The sequence below is a fragment of the Microbacterium sp. NPDC056057 genome (genome assembly GCF_042266945.1).
Lineage (GTDB): Bacteria > Actinomycetota > Actinomycetes > Actinomycetales > Microbacteriaceae > Microbacterium > Microbacterium trichothecenolyticum_C.
This window is the reverse complement of sequence record NZ_JBHJWS010000003.1, coordinates 673,216-688,800: the sequence shown is the minus strand read 5'-3', so window position 1 is coordinate 688,800 and position 15,585 is coordinate 673,216. Positions and strand designations below refer to the sequence as shown.

General features: G+C 72.0%; 15 protein-coding genes. 9 read left to right on the top strand and 6 right to left on the bottom strand.

Going from position 1 to position 15,585, the window contains the following annotated elements; translation table 11 throughout:
• The first annotated feature begins 1 nt into the window (after nt 1).
• Nucleotides 2-1,012, top strand: a complete 1,011-nt coding sequence (locus tag ACFC1K_RS15150; protein ID WP_310246342.1) for an alpha-ketoacid dehydrogenase subunit beta — start codon at nt 2-4, stop codon at nt 1,010-1,012.
• Complete coding sequence (locus ACFC1K_RS15145) at nt 1,012-2,415, top strand: dihydrolipoamide acetyltransferase family protein (RefSeq protein ID WP_375872232.1); 1,404 nt, start codon at nt 1,012-1,014, stop codon at nt 2,413-2,415. Before ACFC1K_RS15150 ends, ACFC1K_RS15145 begins: the two co-directional genes overlap by 1 nt.
• 39 nt (nt 2,416-2,454) lie before the next feature.
• On the opposite strand, the gene ACFC1K_RS15140 is transcribed toward ACFC1K_RS15145, so the two are convergent.
• Nucleotides 2,455-4,272 carry an alkaline phosphatase family protein gene (locus tag ACFC1K_RS15140; RefSeq protein ID WP_375872231.1) on the bottom strand — a complete coding sequence of 606 codons (1,818 nt, stop codon included), beginning with the start codon at nt 4,270-4,272 and terminating at the stop codon, nt 2,455-2,457.
• A 29-nt stretch (nt 4,273-4,301) separates the two neighbouring features.
• Nucleotides 4,302-4,898, bottom strand: a complete 597-nt coding sequence (locus ACFC1K_RS15135; RefSeq protein WP_375872230.1) for a TetR/AcrR family transcriptional regulator — start codon at nt 4,896-4,898, stop codon at nt 4,302-4,304.
• Nucleotides 4,899-5,033: 135 nt separating this feature from the next.
• Between ACFC1K_RS15135 and ACFC1K_RS15130 the strand changes: the two genes are divergently transcribed.
• The 5 genes from ACFC1K_RS15130 to ACFC1K_RS15110 are packed head-to-tail and all read left to right on the top strand — an operon-like array spanning nt 5,034 to nt 11,268.
• A complete protein-coding gene (locus tag ACFC1K_RS15130) occupies nt 5,034-6,638 on the top strand; it encodes a carboxyl transferase domain-containing protein (RefSeq protein WP_375872229.1) in 1,605 nt (534 codons plus the stop codon).
• A gap of 54 nt (nt 6,639-6,692) precedes the next feature.
• Nucleotides 6,693-8,735 (top strand): acetyl/propionyl/methylcrotonyl-CoA carboxylase subunit alpha, encoded by a 2,043-nt coding sequence (locus ACFC1K_RS15125; protein ID WP_375872228.1) that lies wholly within the window; start codon nt 6,693-6,695, stop codon nt 8,733-8,735.
• A gap of 16 nt (nt 8,736-8,751) precedes the next feature.
• Entirely contained in the window at nt 8,752-9,912 is a 1,161-nt protein-coding gene (locus tag ACFC1K_RS15120; RefSeq protein ID WP_310290593.1) for an acyl-CoA dehydrogenase family protein, read from the top strand.
• 16 nt (nt 9,913-9,928) lie between these two features.
• On the top strand, nt 9,929-10,462 hold the full coding sequence (locus tag ACFC1K_RS15115) for a MaoC family dehydratase (RefSeq protein WP_375872227.1): 534 nt from the start codon (nt 9,929-9,931) through the stop codon (nt 10,460-10,462).
• Nucleotides 10,459-11,268: an HpcH/HpaI aldolase/citrate lyase family protein gene (locus tag ACFC1K_RS15110; protein WP_375872226.1), complete on the top strand. Its 810-nt coding sequence runs from the start codon at nt 10,459-10,461 to the stop codon at nt 11,266-11,268. The genes ACFC1K_RS15115 and ACFC1K_RS15110 overlap by 4 nt, the downstream gene beginning before the upstream one ends.
• A 21-nt stretch (nt 11,269-11,289) precedes the next feature.
• Here the strand turns inward: ACFC1K_RS15110 and ACFC1K_RS15105 are convergent, their stop codons facing one another.
• From ACFC1K_RS15105 to ACFC1K_RS15095, 3 genes are read right to left on the bottom strand one after another with little or no spacing between them, the layout of a single operon-like run.
• Nucleotides 11,290-11,670, bottom strand: a complete 381-nt coding sequence (locus ACFC1K_RS15105; protein WP_375872225.1) for an iron chaperone — start codon at nt 11,668-11,670, stop codon at nt 11,290-11,292.
• Between the two features lie 10 nt (nt 11,671-11,680).
• Nucleotides 11,681-12,286 carry a histidine phosphatase family protein gene (locus tag ACFC1K_RS15100; protein WP_375872224.1) on the bottom strand — a complete coding sequence of 202 codons (606 nt, stop codon included), beginning with the start codon at nt 12,284-12,286 and terminating at the stop codon, nt 11,681-11,683.
• Nucleotides 12,287-12,336: 50 nt separating this feature from the next.
• On the bottom strand, nt 12,337-13,170 hold the full coding sequence (locus ACFC1K_RS15095) for a Sir2 family NAD-dependent protein deacetylase (RefSeq protein ID WP_375872414.1): 834 nt from the start codon (nt 13,168-13,170) through the stop codon (nt 12,337-12,339).
• A gap of 102 nt (nt 13,171-13,272) precedes the next feature.
• Between ACFC1K_RS15095 and ACFC1K_RS15090 the strand changes: the two genes are divergently transcribed.
• Both ACFC1K_RS15090 and ACFC1K_RS15085 read left to right on the top strand, forming a co-directional pair.
• Nucleotides 13,273-14,046, top strand: coding sequence for a class I SAM-dependent methyltransferase (locus ACFC1K_RS15090; RefSeq protein ID WP_375872223.1), 774 nt, complete (start codon nt 13,273-13,275; stop codon nt 14,044-14,046).
• 23 nt (nt 14,047-14,069) lie between these two features.
• Nucleotides 14,070-14,873: a TrmH family RNA methyltransferase gene (locus ACFC1K_RS15085; RefSeq protein WP_375872222.1), complete on the top strand. Its 804-nt coding sequence runs from the start codon at nt 14,070-14,072 to the stop codon at nt 14,871-14,873.
• A gap of 21 nt (nt 14,874-14,894) precedes the next feature.
• Here ACFC1K_RS15085 and ACFC1K_RS15080 read toward each other — a convergent pair whose 3' ends face one another.
• Nucleotides 14,895-15,584, bottom strand: coding sequence for an SDR family oxidoreductase (locus ACFC1K_RS15080; RefSeq protein WP_310290607.1), 690 nt, complete (start codon nt 15,582-15,584; stop codon nt 14,895-14,897).
• Between the last annotated feature and the right edge of the window lies 1 nt (nt 15,585).

Genomic DNA, 15,585 nt, shown 5'->3' with positions numbered 1-15,585 from the left:
GATGACGCAGTTGACGATGGCGAAGGCCATCAACGAAGGACTCCGCCGCGCGATGGCGGACGACGACAAGGTCCTCGTCATGGGCGAGGACATCGGAAAGCTCGGCGGTGTCTTCCGCATCACCGACGGCCTCCTCGACCAGTTCGGGGCGCAGCGCGTGGTCGACACGCCGCTCGCCGAGGCCGGCATCATGGGTACCGCCGTCGGGCTCGCGTTCCGCGGCTACCGGCCCGTCGTCGAGATCCAGTTCGACGGCTTCGTCTACCCGGCGTTCGACCAGATCGTGTGCCAGGTCGCGAAGCTGCACTACCGCACGCGCGGCAACGTGAAGATGCCGATCACCATCCGCATCCCGTGGGCGGGTGGCGTGGGCGCCGCAGAGCACCACTCGGAGTCGCCCGAGGCGTACTTCGTGCACACCTCGGGGCTGCGCGTGATCGCGGTGTCGAACCCGCAGGACGCCTATGTCATGCTTCGGCAGGCGATCGCGTCCGACGACCCGGTGGTGTACTTCGAGCCCAAGCGGCTCTACCACACCAAGGGCGAGGTCGACCTCGACGTCCAGCTCGCGGACGCCCCGCCGATGGGCCTGGCCCGCGTGGCGCGCGAGGGCAGCGACGTCACGCTGCTGACCTACGGCTCGCAGGTGCTCACGGCCCTGGATGCCGCCACCGCCGCCGAGGACGACGGCGTCTCGATCGAGGTCATCGATCTGCGCTCGATCTCGCCGGTGGACTACCGCACGGTGACCGCCTCCGTCCGCAAGACGGGGCGCGTCGTGGTCACCCACGAGGCCGCCCGTGAGGCGGGCGTCGGCGCCGAACTGGTCGCCAGTGTCACCGAGCGCTGCTTCAACTACCTCGAGGCGGCGCCGCAGCGCGTCACCGGGCACGACATCCCGTACCCGCCCGCGAAGCTCGAGAAGCACCACCTGCCCGACCTCGACCGGATCCTCGACGCCGTCGACCGCGTGATGGATCGGCCGAACAGCCTGAGCGGGGTGCGGGACTGATGGCGGTGCAGGACTTCAAGCTCCCCGACCTCGGAGAGGGACTCCCCGAAGCCGAGCTCGTGCAGTGGCTCGTCGCCGTCGGCGACACGGTCACCCTCAACCAGACGATCGCCGAGGTCGAGACCGCGAAGGCCGTCGTCGAGCTGCCGTCGCCGTACGCCGGCACCATCACGGCGCTGCACGCTGCAGCGGGCGATGTCGTCGCGGTCGGCTCGGTGCTGATCTCGTTCGACATCGGCGGGATGGATGCTGCGCCCCCCGCGCCTGCCGAATCAGCCCAGGCGACCGCTCCCGAGGCGGCTGCGAGCGCGCCGGCCGAGTCGGCGAAGTCCGAGCCGAACCTCGTGGGCTACGGCGCGACGCCCCAGGGCGCCGGGCGCCCGCAGCGCCGCGCGCGTGTCGCGGGCTCGGTGACCGCAGCATCCGACACCGCCGTCCTCGAGGCGGCCCCGCACGACGCGATCCAGTTCGCCGACGTCGTGGAACGCCCGGTCGAGCGACCGCGCTCGACACCGCCGGTGCGGCAGTTCGCCAAGCAGCTGGGCATCGACCTGGCGCTCGTCGAGGCGACCGGCGCGTCCGGGGTCATCACGCGCGCCGACGTCGAGGCCTATGCGACTCGCGTGGGCGCCACGGCGACCGCGCCGGCTGCGGCGGAGCCCGTCGAGACCTTCGAGATGCCGATGCCGGCCGCCGCGGGGGAGCGTACGACGCGCACGCCGATCCGCGGGGTGCGGCGCATGACCGCGGACGCCATGGTGCGCAGCGCCTTCACCGCGCCGCACGTCACGACGTTCCTGACCGTCGACGTGACCGCGACGAGCGAGCTCATCGCCTCGCTGAAGGGCGACCGCGACCTGCAGGAGCACCGGATCGGGATCATGGCCGTGGCCGCGAAGGCCGTGTGCCTCGCGCTGGGCCGCCACCCCGGGCTCAACTCGAAGTGGGACGACGAGGCGGGCGAGATCGTCGAGCACCACTATGTGAACCTCGGGATCGCCGCGGCGACCGGGCGGGGGCTCGTGGTGCCGAACATCCGCGACGCGCAGGAGCTGACGCTGGTCGAGCTTGCCGACGCGATCCGAGGGCTCGCGGAGACCGCACGCGCGGGCAAGTCGTCGCCGGCCGACATGATGGGCGGCACGTTCTCGATCACGAACGTCGGCGTGTTCGGCGTGGACGCCGGGACGCCGATCATCAACCCCGGGGAGGCGGGCATCCTCGCCCTCGGCGCGGTGCGGCGCCAGCCCTGGGAGCATCGCGGAGAGATCGCGCTGCGCGACGTCATGACGCTCGCCCTGTCGTTCGATCACCGGCTGGTCGACGGCGAGCAGGGATCGCGCTTCCTTGTGGACGTCGCGGACATCCTCCGGGAGCCGGGACGTGCCATGCTGATGCGCTGACAAGGCCGCTGACCGGCCGGCACCTTGGGGGCCGGCCGGTCAGTCCTGTTTCGGGTAGAAGAGTCCGAGGCCGTGCCTCTGCAGCACGTCGTACGCCTCGGCGTAAGTCTCCGGCTCCGCGGATCCGTCCGCGGCGTACCGCGCCTGCAGCAGCCCCAGCAGGCCGCGTCCGGGCGGGCTGAGGGGCTTGTTCTTGTGGGGTCCGGTCTTGAGGTCGGTGAGCTGATCCTCGGCGGGGTTGGGCGGCACGTACATCGGGTGCACGACGGGCCAGCTCGCCGGGTCGCGGGGAGTGTCGAGGTTCACGACCGAGAACAGGTCGCGCGCTTCGGCGTCGCGCCGCGTCAGCGGACGCAGCCCGTGCAGCCGTACGAGCGTCGCGGCGACCGCCGCGTGGTGCATCTCGTCGTGGACGATGGTGCCGGCGCGGGTGTACGCCGACACGGCGATCGTCGGAACGCGGACGCCGAGCCGGTCGAACGCGAACCCCATCTCGCCAGGCCCGTCGTCGGCGACAGGCGGGGTCGCCGCCGGCGGGGGCACGTGGTCGTACGTCCCCCCGTGCTCGTCGAATGTGATGAGCAGCAGCGTGTTCATCGCGTTCGATCCGTCCGCAGTCGCGCTCTGCTTGATCGCGTCGTAGACGTCGGCCACCAGCTTCTCGCCTGCGCGCACGTCCGACACGGCCGAGTCCACCACCACGGAGCCGTCGACGTCGCTCTCGCGGAGCGCGCCGAACGGCGGGTGGAAGTCGTTGTGGTTGTACACCAGCCGCGGCTCGATGAACGCGTACGCGGGGAGCCTGCCCGCCTTCGCGTCGTCGAAGAACTCCGACATGTGCCCGAACCGGCCGGTTCGCCAGTACTTCTCGAGCACCGGAGCGTGCAGGATGCCGGTGAGCGAGACCAGCTGCATCTCGTCGAAGTAGACCTTCCACGGGATGCCCGCGTCTTCGAGCCGGTTGAAGATCGTGGGCGTCGGCGCCGCGTCGAGCCACTTGTCGTAGCCCCCGCCGTGCTTGTTGGTGACGAAGCCGTGCGACGTCGACGCATGGAAGAACGAGCGGTTGCAGTACGTCTGCGACGGCACGGCCGCGAACCACGCGTCGAAGACCGCGAAGCCCTTCGCGAGAGTCGACAGCACCGGGAGCTGCTCGGGGGAGAAGCCGCCCATGATGTGCGACGCCTCGTCGATCGAGGGCTCCGTGCCGTGGCGCAGCCGCGTCAGGTTGTTCCAGTAGTCGTGGAGGAAGCCCTCCATCGTCGGCGCGGTGCCGGACGGCGGTGCGTTGAACGGAGCGGCCATGTCGCCCACTTGGCTCGCGGCGTTGTCCCGCGGGTCGACGACGCCGAACAGCTGCGTGTTGACGTGCGGGAACTCCTCGCCGGGGTCCGGGTCCGGCCGAGCCATCACGTCGTCGGTAGGCCCCGAATAGGCGTGGACGGCGACGCGCTCGCCGGAGGGAGCCGTGTTGGCGTAGTCGCCGAACGCGAGCCCGTCGAAGGTGGCGCCCTCGGGAAGGTTCTCGGGCGTGTAGAGCCACCCCAGGAGGTTGTCGAACGACCGGTTCTCGCCCATCAGCACGACGACGTGGTCGAAGCCGGGCTCGGAGCGCGGCGGCACGGCGCCGAAGTCGACCGACCCTTCGCGGTATCCGATCGTGTGACCGAGGGAGGCGCCGGCCGCGGCACCCACTGCGCCGCCCACGACCAAGCCGGCGGCAGCGACTCCGCCGAGCTTCAGAAAGTCCCGACGCGAACTGGCGTCGCCCGGCTCTGGCGCACGCGAATCAGCGGACGTCTCGGTGCCGTCGACGTGCCCCGCCCCGGCGTCGTCGTGCTGTCCATGCCCCGTCATGGTCCGTCCAGACTAGGCCCTCGCCGTCCTCAGGCGGTCAGCGAGGCGCGCGCCATCGTGCGGAGGATGCCGCGCACATCGCGCTCGCCGGGGCGCGACCGCGACGCGCGCACGGTGTGGGGTGTCGAGTTGATGAGGCCGAAGCAGGCGTGCGCGCGCACGCGGAGGTCATCCTCGTCGCGCTCCGGGTGGACGGTGGAGAGGATGCCGATCCACACCTCCACGTACTCCCGCTGCAGACGGCGCACGGTGTGGCGGTCGTCGTCGCTGAGGCTCGCGAGATCGCGGTCCTGCACGCGGATGACGTCTGCATCGCGCAGCGCGAACTCCACGTGGAAGGCGATGATCGCGTCCAGCTGGTCGGCGGCCTCGTGATGAGCCGAGATCACGGTGCGCCCGCCCGCCAGCAGTCGCTCGCTCACCTCGACGAGGATGGCGCCGAGCAGCGCCTGCTTGTTGGCGAAGTGGCGGTACAGGGCGGGACCGCTGACCCCGACCGCTCCGCCGATGTCTTCGAGACTGACACCGCTGAAGCCGCGTTCGGCGAAGAGGGCGGCCGCCTCGTGGAGGATCGCCGCGTGGCGGTCGGCCTTCGCGCGATCGCGATCGGTCACACCGTTCGTCATCTGCTGCTCCGCTTGTAAATCCAGTTAAGGCTCGCTAACCTGAACCTCAGTTAGTGAACACTAACCAATCCGATCGCGTCCCGACAACGGACGTGATCCGATCGTGACGTCGAGGAAGATGCGCGGGAGATCCGGATGAGCGTGCTGAGCACCACCGCGGTGCACGACGAGGCCTTCGCGCGCACGCGCGACGCCCAGCGGGAACTGGCCGAGAAGCTGCGCGAGCGGCTGGCCGCAGCATCCGTCGGCGGACCCGCCGCGTCGCGCGAGCGGCATGTCGCCCGTGGCAAGCTGCTGCCGCGCGACCGCGTCACCCGCCTGCTCGACGAGGGGAGCCCGTTCATCGAGGTCGCGCCGCTCGCCGCGGAGGGCCTCTACGACGGCGACGCTCCCGCCGCGGGCGTGATCGCGGGGATCGGGCTGGTGCACGGACGCCACGTGATGGTGGTGTGCAACGACGCGACGGTCAAGGGCGGAACGTACTACCCGCTCACCGTCAAGAAGCACCTGCGGGCGCAGGAGATCGCCCTCGAGAATCGTCTGCCCTGCGTCTACCTCGTCGATTCCGGCGGCGCCTTCCTGCCGATGCAGGACGAGGTGTTCCCCGACCGCGACCACTTCGGCCGCATCTTCTTCAACCAGGCCCGGCTGTCGGCCGCGGGCATCCCGCAGATCGCCGCCGTGCTCGGCTCGTGCACCGCCGGCGGTGCTTACGTGCCCGCGATGAGCGACGAGACGGTGATCGTCCGCGGCCAGGGCACGATCTTCCTCGGTGGCCCGCCCCTGGTGAAGGCCGCGATCGGCGAGATCGTCACCGCCGAGGAGCTCGGCGGGGGAGAGCTGCACGCCCGCCGCTCCGGGGTCGTCGACCACCTCGCAGAGGACGACGAGCACGCGCTCGAGATCGTGCGCGACATCGTCGCGACCCTGCCGGCGCCGGCTGAACCCGCGTGGGAGATCGTGCCGGCGGTCGAACCGGCGGCCGAGGCATCCGATCTGTACGGAGTCGTGCCGGTCGACGTGAACCAGCCCTACGACGTGCGCGAGGTGATCGCGCGGCTCGTCGACGGCAGCGAGCTGCACGAGTTCAAGCGCGAGTACGGCGACACGCTCGTCACCGGCTTCGCGCGCATCCACGGGCACCCTGTCGGCATCGTCGCCAACAACGGCGTGCTGTTCAGCGAGTCCGCCCAGAAGGGCGCCCACTTCATCGAGCTGTGCGACCAGCGCGGGGTGCCGCTGCTGTTCCTGCAGAACATCTCGGGCTTCATGGTGGGACGCGACGCGGAGGCGGGCGGCATCGCGAAGGACGGCGCCAAGATGGTGACGGCCGTCGCGACCACGCGGGTGCCGAAGCTCACCATCGTCATCGGCGGGTCGTTCGGCGCCGGCAACTACTCGATGTGCGGACGCGCGTACTCCCCGCGGTTCCTGTGGACATGGCCGGCGAGCCGGATCTCCGTCATGGGCGGCAACCAGGCCGCCTCCGTGCTCTCGACCGTGAAGCGCGACCAGCTGGAGGCGCGCGGCGAAGAATGGTCCACGGCGGAGCAGGCGGACTTCGAGGCTCCGATCCGCGCCCGATACGAGGAGCAGGGCGACCCGTACTACGCGACCGCCCGGCTGTGGGACGACGGCGTGGTCGACCCGCTCGACACCCGGGACCTCCTCGGCCTCGCGCTCGACGTCGTCTCGCGCACCCCGCTCCCCGAACCGCGCTTCGGCGTCTTCCGGATGTGAGAGGGAGAAGTGCGAAGCATGCCCCCGGTCATTGAGCGAGCGAAGCGAGACGAAATGCCCCTGCCTGAGCCCGCCGAAGGGTTCGACACCGTCCTCGTCGCCAACCGCGGCGAGATCGCCCGCCGGGTGATCCGCACGCTCCGGCGCCTCGGCATCCGTTCGGTCGCCGTCTACAGCGATGCGGACGCCGCCGCGCCGCACGTGCGCGAAGCCGACGAGTCCGTCCGCATCGGGCCCGCCGCGGCCGCGCAGTCGTACCTCGACATCGACGCCGTGGTCGCCGCAGCCGTCGCGAGCGGCGCGCAGGCCGTCCACCCCGGCTACGGCTTCCTGTCGGAGAACGTCGCGTTCGCGCGCGCCTGCGCCGAGGCGGGCATCGTCTTCATCGGCCCCGGCGAGCGCGCGCTCGCCGTGATGGGCGACAAGATCCGCGCGAAGGAGCACGTCGCGTCGCACGGCGTGCCGACGGTGCCCGGCTTCAGTGCGGCGGGGATGACGGATGCTGAGATCACGGCGTCCGCCCAGAACGCAGGCTTCCCCCTTCTGGTGAAGCCGTCGGCGGGCGGCGGCGGCAAGGGGATGCAGGTGGTGCGCTCGGCCGCGGAGCTGCCGGACGCCCTCGCGACCGCGCGCCGCGTCGCCGCCGCCGCGTTCGGCGACGACACGCTCCTCCTCGAACGGCTCATCGAGCGCCCGCGTCACATCGAAGTGCAGGTGCTCGCCGATGCGCACGGGAGCGTCGTCCACCTCGGCGAGCGCGAGTGCACGCTGCAGCGCCGCCACCAGAAGGTGATCGAGGAGGCGCCGTCGCCGGCGGTCGACGCCGACACCCGCGCGCGCCTGGGTGCGGCGGCCTGCGCGGCCGCGGCATCCGTCGACTATCGCGGGGCGGGAACCGTCGAGTTCCTCGTCGCAGCGGACCGTCCCGACGAGTTCTTCTTCATCGAGATGAACACGCGCCTGCAGGTCGAGCACCCCGTCACCGAGCTCGTGACCGGATTCGACCTGGTCGAGCACCAGCTGCGGATCGCCGCGGGGGAGCGGCTCGCGTTCTCGCAGGACGACGTGCGTCTCGACGGCCACGCGATCGAGGCCCGTGTGTACGCGGAGACGCCGGAGCGCGGTTTCCTCCCGGCCACCGGCGAGGTGCTGGTGTGGCGGCCTGCCGAGGGCGTCCGCACCGATTCGGCGGTCGAGACCGCGAGCGCCGTGACGGCGGACTACGACCCGATGATCGCGAAGGTCATCGCACACGGCGCCGACCGTGCGGAGGCGCTCGCGCGTCTCGACGGCGCGCTCGCCGAGACGATCGTGCTCGGGCTCGACACCAACATCGGCTTCCTCCGCGCCCTGCTCGCCGAGGAGGGCGTGCAGACCGGCGACATGGACACGGGCCTCATCGACCGGATGCCGCCGTACGCCGCCGGCGTGCCGAGCGCCGCAGCGCTGCGCGCAGCCGCGTCGACCGCCGCGGGCGGCACGGGCGCCCTGCGTCCTGCGCACAGCGGTGTGGCATGGCGGGAGCTCGCAGGCTGGCGTGCGGGCGCGCCCGCCGTGCCGCCGATTGTCCGGCTCCTCGACGACTCCGGTGCCGTGCACGCCGTGACGACCGGCGGAAGTGGCGCTTCTGGTCGCCTGGAGGTGCCCGGCGCGACCACACCTGCCACCCCGGTGACGGCGTCGCCGGCGCGCACGGCGTTCGACGCCGACGGATGGGTCTGGGTGCACGCCGACGGCGCGACGCATCGCCTCCGCCCGCTCGGCCGCCGCGCCGCCATGGAGCGGCGCCTGGCGGCCCGCGAGCGTGCGGCCGCGGCATCCGATCCGGAGCTGCGCGCCCCCATGCCGGGCGCGGTCGTCGCGGTGCACGTGGCCGACGGCGCGACCGTCGCCACCGGCGACCGCATCGTCACGATCGAGGCGATGAAGATGGAGCACCCCGTCCTCGCCCCGCACGACGGCGTCGTGCGCGTCGACGTCGCCGTCGGCGCACAGGTGCGCCGCGACCAGGTGCTCGCGCACGTCTCGCTCGCCGCGCCCGGCGACGCGCCCTCATCCGAAGCGGACGCCCACGAGGCGCCCGCGCCGACCTCCTGACACCCGAGGAGCCGCAATGGACAGCTACGACACCTACGACCTCAGCGAGGACGAGCGCGAGCTCGCCGCGCTGGTGCGCCAGTTCGCCGACGAGGTCGTCGCGCCCGTCTCGTACGAGGCCGACCGCACGCACACCCTGCCGATGGACGTCGTCGCGCAGATGGGGGAGCTGGGGCTCTTCGGCCTGCCGTTCCCCGAGGAGTACGGCGGTCAGGGCGGCGACTACTTCGCGCTGTGCCTCGCGATCGAGGCGCTCGGCCGCGTCGACCAGTCGCTCGCGATCACGCTCGAGGCGGGCGTGAGCCTCGGAGCCATGCCGGTGTTCCGGTTCGGCACCGAGGAGCAGAAGCAGGAGCTCCTGCCCGACCTGCTCGCCGGCCGCGCGCTCGCCGCGTTCGGGCTCACCGAGCCGGAGGCGGGATCGGACGCCGGCGCCACCCGCACCACCGCGCGCCGCGACGGCGACGAGTGGGTCATCAACGGCTCGAAGCAGTTCATCACCAACTCGGGCACCGACATCACGCGATTCGTGACGGTCACCGCGGTGACCGGCGAGACCGACGGCCGCAAGGAGATCTCGACCATCGTCGTGCCCCACGGCACGCCCGGGTTCACGGTCGAACCCGGCTACGACAAGGTCGGCTGGCGCGCGTCCGACACGCACCCGCTGACCTTCCAGGACGTACGCGTTCCCGCGGCGAACCTGCTCGGCACCGAGGGGCGCGGCTTCGCGAACTTCCTCCACATCCTCGACGAGGGACGCATCGCGATCGCCGCGCTCGCCACGGGAGCGGCGGAAGGATGCCTCGACGCGGCCGTCGACTACGCCAAGAAGCGGACCGTGTTCGGCGACGCGCTCTCGACGCGGCAGGGAATCCAGTTCCTGCTCGCGCGCATGCAGCAGCGCGTGCACGTCGCGCGGCTCGCGTGGCACCATGCAGCCCGGCTGCGGGACGCCGGCAAACCCTTCAAGACGCAGGCGGCCATGGCGAAGCTCACCGCGAGCGACGCCGCCATGGACAACGCCCGCGACGCCACCCAGATCTTCGGCGGCAACGGCTTCATGAACGAGTACCCGGTCGCGCGGCACTACCGCGACTCGAAGATCCTCGAGATCGGCGAGGGCACGAACGAGGTGCAGCTCCTGGTGATCGCGCGGGCGCTCGGGGTGGCGTGAGGGTAGCGTGACAGACGTGACCCCCGACGCTCCCGACGACGACGCCGCCGCCCCGGCCGGGCCGGCGCGAGAGATCCTGCAGCGCGGGCTGTACTACGACGAGCTCGAGGTCGGAGCACGGTACCTTCACCGCCCCGGCCGCACTGCGACCGAGGCCGACAACGTGCTGTTCTCGTCGGTCACGATGAACACGCAGGCGCTGCACCTCGACGCCGCGTTCTCCGAGACCCAGCCGTTCGGCCAGCGCCTCATGAACTCGATGTGGACGCTCGCGACGATGGTGGGGGCATCCGTCTCGCAGATCACGCAGGGCACGCTCGTCGCACAGCTCGGACTCACCGACGTGTCGTTCCCCGCGCCGCTGTTCCACGGCGACACCCTGTACACCGAGACCGAAGTGCTCGACAAGCGGCTGTCGGCATCGCGACCAGGGCAGGGGATCGTGACGCTGCGTCACACCGGCCGCAACCAGCGGGGCGACGTCGTCGCCGTCGCCACCCGGACCGCGCTGATGTGGTGCGCGCCCGAGACCCCGGAGGAGACCCGATGAGCTTCGAGCTCGGCCCCGCGCTGCTGTTCTGCCCCGCCGACCGTCCCGAGCGGTACGAGAAGGCGTTCGAGCGCGCAGACGCGGTGATCCTCGACCTCGAGGACGCGGTCGCGCCCGCCGACAAGACCGCGGCGCGCGGACACCTCATCGAATCCGAGCTGGACCCGGCGCGGGTCATCGTGCGCGTGAACCCGCCCGAGACCGACGCGTTCACCGCCGATCTCGCGACGCTGTCGCAGACGGATTACCGCCGCATCATGGTCGCGAAGTCCGAGTCGCCCAAGCGCATCGGGCGCATCGACGCCCGGTTCGAGGTCGTCGCCCTGTGCGAGACGGCGAAAGGCGTCGCGCAGGCCGACCGCATCGCGGCCCTCGACAACGTCGTGGCGATGATGTGGGGCGCGGAGGACCTCGTCGCCAGCATCGGCGGCACCTCCAGCCGCAAGCCCAACGGCCGCTACCGCGACATCGCGCGCTACGCCCGCTCACGCGTGCTGCTCGCGGCGGCCGCGCGCGGCAAAGCGGCGATCGACGCCGTGCACCTCGACATCGATGACGCGAAGCGCCTGGCCATCGAGGCGGCGGATGCTGCGGCATCCGGTTTCCGCGCCACCGCATGCATCCACCCGAGCCAGGTGGCCGTCATCCGAGCCGCCTACCGCCCCGACGAGAAGACCGTGGCGTGGGCGCGCGCCGTGCTCACCGCCGCGGAGGGAGAACGCGGTGTGTTCTCGTACGACGGGCGCATGGTCGACGAACCGGTGCTGCGCCACGCGCGCGGCGTGCTGGCGCGTGCGGACGGCTGACGGCGGAACCCGGCGGGCGCTTCAGCCCTCCGCCGACTGACGGACGCGCTCGTCCGCGATCTCGCGTGCGATCCGACCGATGAGCTCGTACGGCACATCCTTCGAGTGCGGGAAGACGACGGAATCCTTCTCGGCCCGATAGGGCGCGATCTCGGACTCCAGCGGCTCGGGAAGATCGGGCACCGGGTAGAGGCCGATGTGCTTCTTCCAGCCGGCGAAGTGGAGCGCGTAGCGCCCGCCGAGCATGATGGCCGCTATGCCGTATCGCACCTTCTGCTCGGGCCGCGTCCCGGTTGCGGACGTGACGGCGTCCACGATCTCGGCGCGGACGCGGACGAGTCGCTCGGCGACCTCGGGAGGGAACCCCGCGATGTACTCGTCGACGGTGGCAGGCGCGGCCATGGCGCCGAGCCTAGGCCACCAGTCCCGCGTACGTCACGAGCCGGAGGTGATCGCGCTCGTAGACGAAGTCGTGGGTGGCGCCGTTGGCGAGGCGCTCGCCCTCCAGCGGCAGTTCGCCGGCGGTGGCGTGCCGCATCACCTCGCGGATGAGCGCGCCGTGACTCACGACGATGAGCGAGGCCGCGGCGGGGGCGGTGGCGCGGCGGTGATCCCGGACCACCTCGCCGAGCGCCGTGATGGCGCGGGTGCGCAGATCGGCCCACGGCTCGGCCCCGGGCACCTCCGCGGTGTACCAGTCGCCCCAGCGGGTGCGGAACTCGTCGATCCCGACGCCCTCCGCCTCGCCATAGGCGCGCTCGCGCAGACCGGCATACTCACGCGGCGCCGTGAGGCCGAGCTCGGCGGCGATGATCTCCGCCGTCTCGCGGGCGCGGGCGAGGTCGCTCGACACGATCGTGACGGGCACGGTGCCGTCGAGGCGTTCGCGCAGCACCTGCGCGGTCGCGCGGGCCTGGGCGCGCCCGGTGTCGTTGAGAGGGATGTCTGTCGCTCCCTGGATGCGCCGGTCGCGGTTCCAATCGGTCTCGCCGTGGCGGATCAGGGTGAGCGCGGTCATGCTTTCGACCCTACCCGGGCACTCTGGGCGTCAGCCGCTCAGGGCGCCGCTCAGGCCAGGGAAGGCAGTCCGTCGGCGAGGGCGCGCAGCACCTCGCTGGTGCCCGCGTCGATCTTGACCGTCGCCCGGGCGTCCGCGCGGGTGGCGCCGCGGTTCACGATGATGACGGGCAGGCGTCGGCGCCGCGCACGCTCGAGCAGCCGGATGCCGGAGTTGACGACGAGCGAGGAGCCGGCCACGATGAGCGCCTCGCTGGTGTGCACGAGCTGCTCGGCCTCGCGGAACTTCTCGGCGGGGATGAACTCGCCGAAGAAGACGACGTCGGGCTTCAGCATCCCGCCGCACACGCTGCAGTCCGGGATGTTGAAGCCCTCGGTGCTCTCGGGGAGCACATCGCCGTCGGGTCCGAGTGCGACGTTCTCGGGCACGCGGATCCACGGGTTGGCGTCCTCGACGCGGCGGGCGAGGTCACGTCGGTCGAAGACCTGGCCGCAGTGGGTGCAGAAGATGCGGCGCATCGTGCCGTGGAGCTCCACGACGCGGCGGCTGCCCGCGCGCACGTGGAGCCCGTCGACGTTCTGCGTCACGACGCCGGTGGCGAGTCCTCGTGCCTCGAGGTCGGCGATCGCGCGGTGCCCGGGGTTCGGCTCGGCGGCCGCGAACGCCCGCCACCCGAGGTGGCTGCCGACCCAGTAGCGACGGCGCGACGCATCGCTCGAGAGGAACTGCTCGACGGTCATCGGGGTCCGCACCGGGGCTCCGGCCCCGCGGTAGTCCGGGATGCCGGAGTCCGTCGAGACGCCCGCCCCGGTCAGCACGGCGATCCGCCGGCCCGAGAGCGTGGCGATGGCCTGGGCCACGGCATCCGTCGTCCGGGCGTCCATTCCGGTCGCGATCGTCGTCACGGCGCACCCCCTTCGCGTCGAGTGTAGGCCCCGTGGTTTTCCGGGATGTTACGAAGCGGCAGGGCGTGCCAGGATGAGCGCGTGGGTAGCTTCGGGGGCGTCAGCGCCGACGAGTACGCGCGTTTCATGGGCCGCTTCTCGACCCCGCTGGCGGTCGGGTTCGCGACCGTCGGGCTCGAGGGCGTCGATGCGGACGCCCGACTGCTGGACGTCGGCTGCGGGCCCGGGATGCTGACCCTCGAGCTCGTGACGCGTCGCGGTCCTGCGGCGGTGAGCGCCGCGGATCCGGAGCCGGCGTTCGTCGAAGCGACCGAGGAGCTGTGCCCCGGCGTCGACGTACGTGTCGCCGAGGCGGAGCATCTGCCGTTCGCCGACGGAGAGTTCGGAGCGACGCTGGCTCAGCTGGTCGTGCATTTCATGTCGGACCCGGTGCGTGGGGTGACGCAGATGGGCCGCGTGACAGCGCCTGGCGGCCGGGTCTCGGCCTGCGTGTGGGATCACGCGGGCGACGGCGGACCGCTCTCGACGTCCTGGCGTGTGGCGCGCCGACTCGACGACGGCGTCCGCGGGGAGGCCGGTCTCAGCGGCGCCGCACCCGGGCAGCTCGTCGACGTCTTCCGGCGGGCGGGGCTCGCCGACGTCACGCAGACGGTGGTCGAGTGCACCGTGTCGTTCCGCGACTTCGCGGACTGGTGGGATCCGTTCCTCCTCGGCGTCGGGCCGGCCGGCCGCTACGTCGCCACCCTCGACCGGGGCGAGGTCGCCCGCCTGGAGACGGCGCTGCGCGACGAGCTCGGCGACGGCGCGTTCACGGTGACGGCGCGGGCCTGGACGGCGGTCGGCACTCCGGCCTGAGCGCCGTGCGACGATGGGACGCGATGCACGCGATCCCGATCACCGACGCCTCCGACGAGCGCCTCGCGGACTACCGCGATCTCACCGATGTCGCGCTGAGGCGCGTGATCGAGCCCGAGGGCGGCCTGTACATCGCCGAGTCGGCGAAGGTGATCGGTCGCGCGATCGCGGCCGGCCATCGGCCCCGCTCGGTGCTCGTGCAGGAGAAGTGGCTCCCCGACGTGGAGGAGCTCGTGACGGATGCCTCGGTTCCGGTGTACGTCGTCGCCCCCGAGATCGCCGAGGCGCTGACCGGCTACGCCGTGCACCGCGGCGCGCTGGCGTCGATGCACCGGCCCGAGCTCCCGTCGGTCGCCGAGGTCGTCGCGAACGCGCGGCTCGTGGTCGTGCTCGAAGACATCATGGATCACACGAACGTCGGCGCGATCTTCCGCGCGGCGGCCGGGCTCGGCGCCGACGCGGTGCTCGTGAGCCCGAGATGCGCCGACCCGCTGTACCGGCGGAGCGTGCGGGTGAGCATGGGCACCGTGTTCCAGGTGCCGTGGACGCGGCTGCCGGAGTGGCGCGAGGCCCGGGAGACGCTGCACGACGCCGGGTTCGAGCTGGCGGCGCTCGCGCTCGCGGACGACGCCGTGTCGCTCGACGAGTTCAGTGGTCACCGTCCGGAGCGGGTGGCCCTGATGCTCGGTGCCGAGGGCGATGGGCTGTCGCGACGCGCCCTCGAAGCCGCGGACACGGTCGTCACGATCCCGATGGCGGGCGGCGTGGACTCGCTCAACGTCGCCGCGGCGAGCGCGGTCGCGATCTGGGAGCTGCGGGCGCGCTGACCTGCTCCAGCGTCGCCGAGATCAGGCGCCCGGTCGCACCATCAGTTCGGTGAGGTCCGCGTCGCGGGGCAGGTCGAGAGCCGCCAGGATCGCCGTCGCGACCGATGCCGGCTCGATCCACTGCGACGCGTCGTAGTCGGCGCCCTCCTGCTGGTGCACCTTCTCCTGCATGGGTGTCGCCGTGCGGCCGGGGTACACGGTGGTCACGCGCACGCCGTTCGCGCGCTCCTCCTCGCGGAGGGCGTCCGCGACGGCCCGCACCGCGAACTTGCTCGCGCCGTACGAACCCCACTCGGGGCTGACACGCAGACCGGCGCCGGAGTTCACGAAGACGACGCGCCCGCGGGCCGTGCGGAGGGCGGGGAGCATGAGGCGGGTGAGCTCCGCCGGTGCCACGGCGTTGACGTTGAGCTGGTGCTGCCACGTCGCGACCGGCGTCTCGCCGATCGCCCCCAGCTCCACGACGCCGGCCACATGGATGAGCGAGTCGAGCTGCGGCGGCACGCTCTGGTGGCTGAACGCCCACGACAGCCGCGCGGGGTCGGCGAGGTCGCCGACGAGGGTCTGCGCGCCCGGGAAGCGCTGTCGCAGCTGCGCCGCGCGGCCGGCGTCCCGTGCGAGCAGCCACAGGTCGTCGCCGCGGGCGGCGAGCCGCTCGGTCAGCGCCGCGCCGATGCCCGAACCGGCACCGGTGACGAGGTGCGTCGCCACG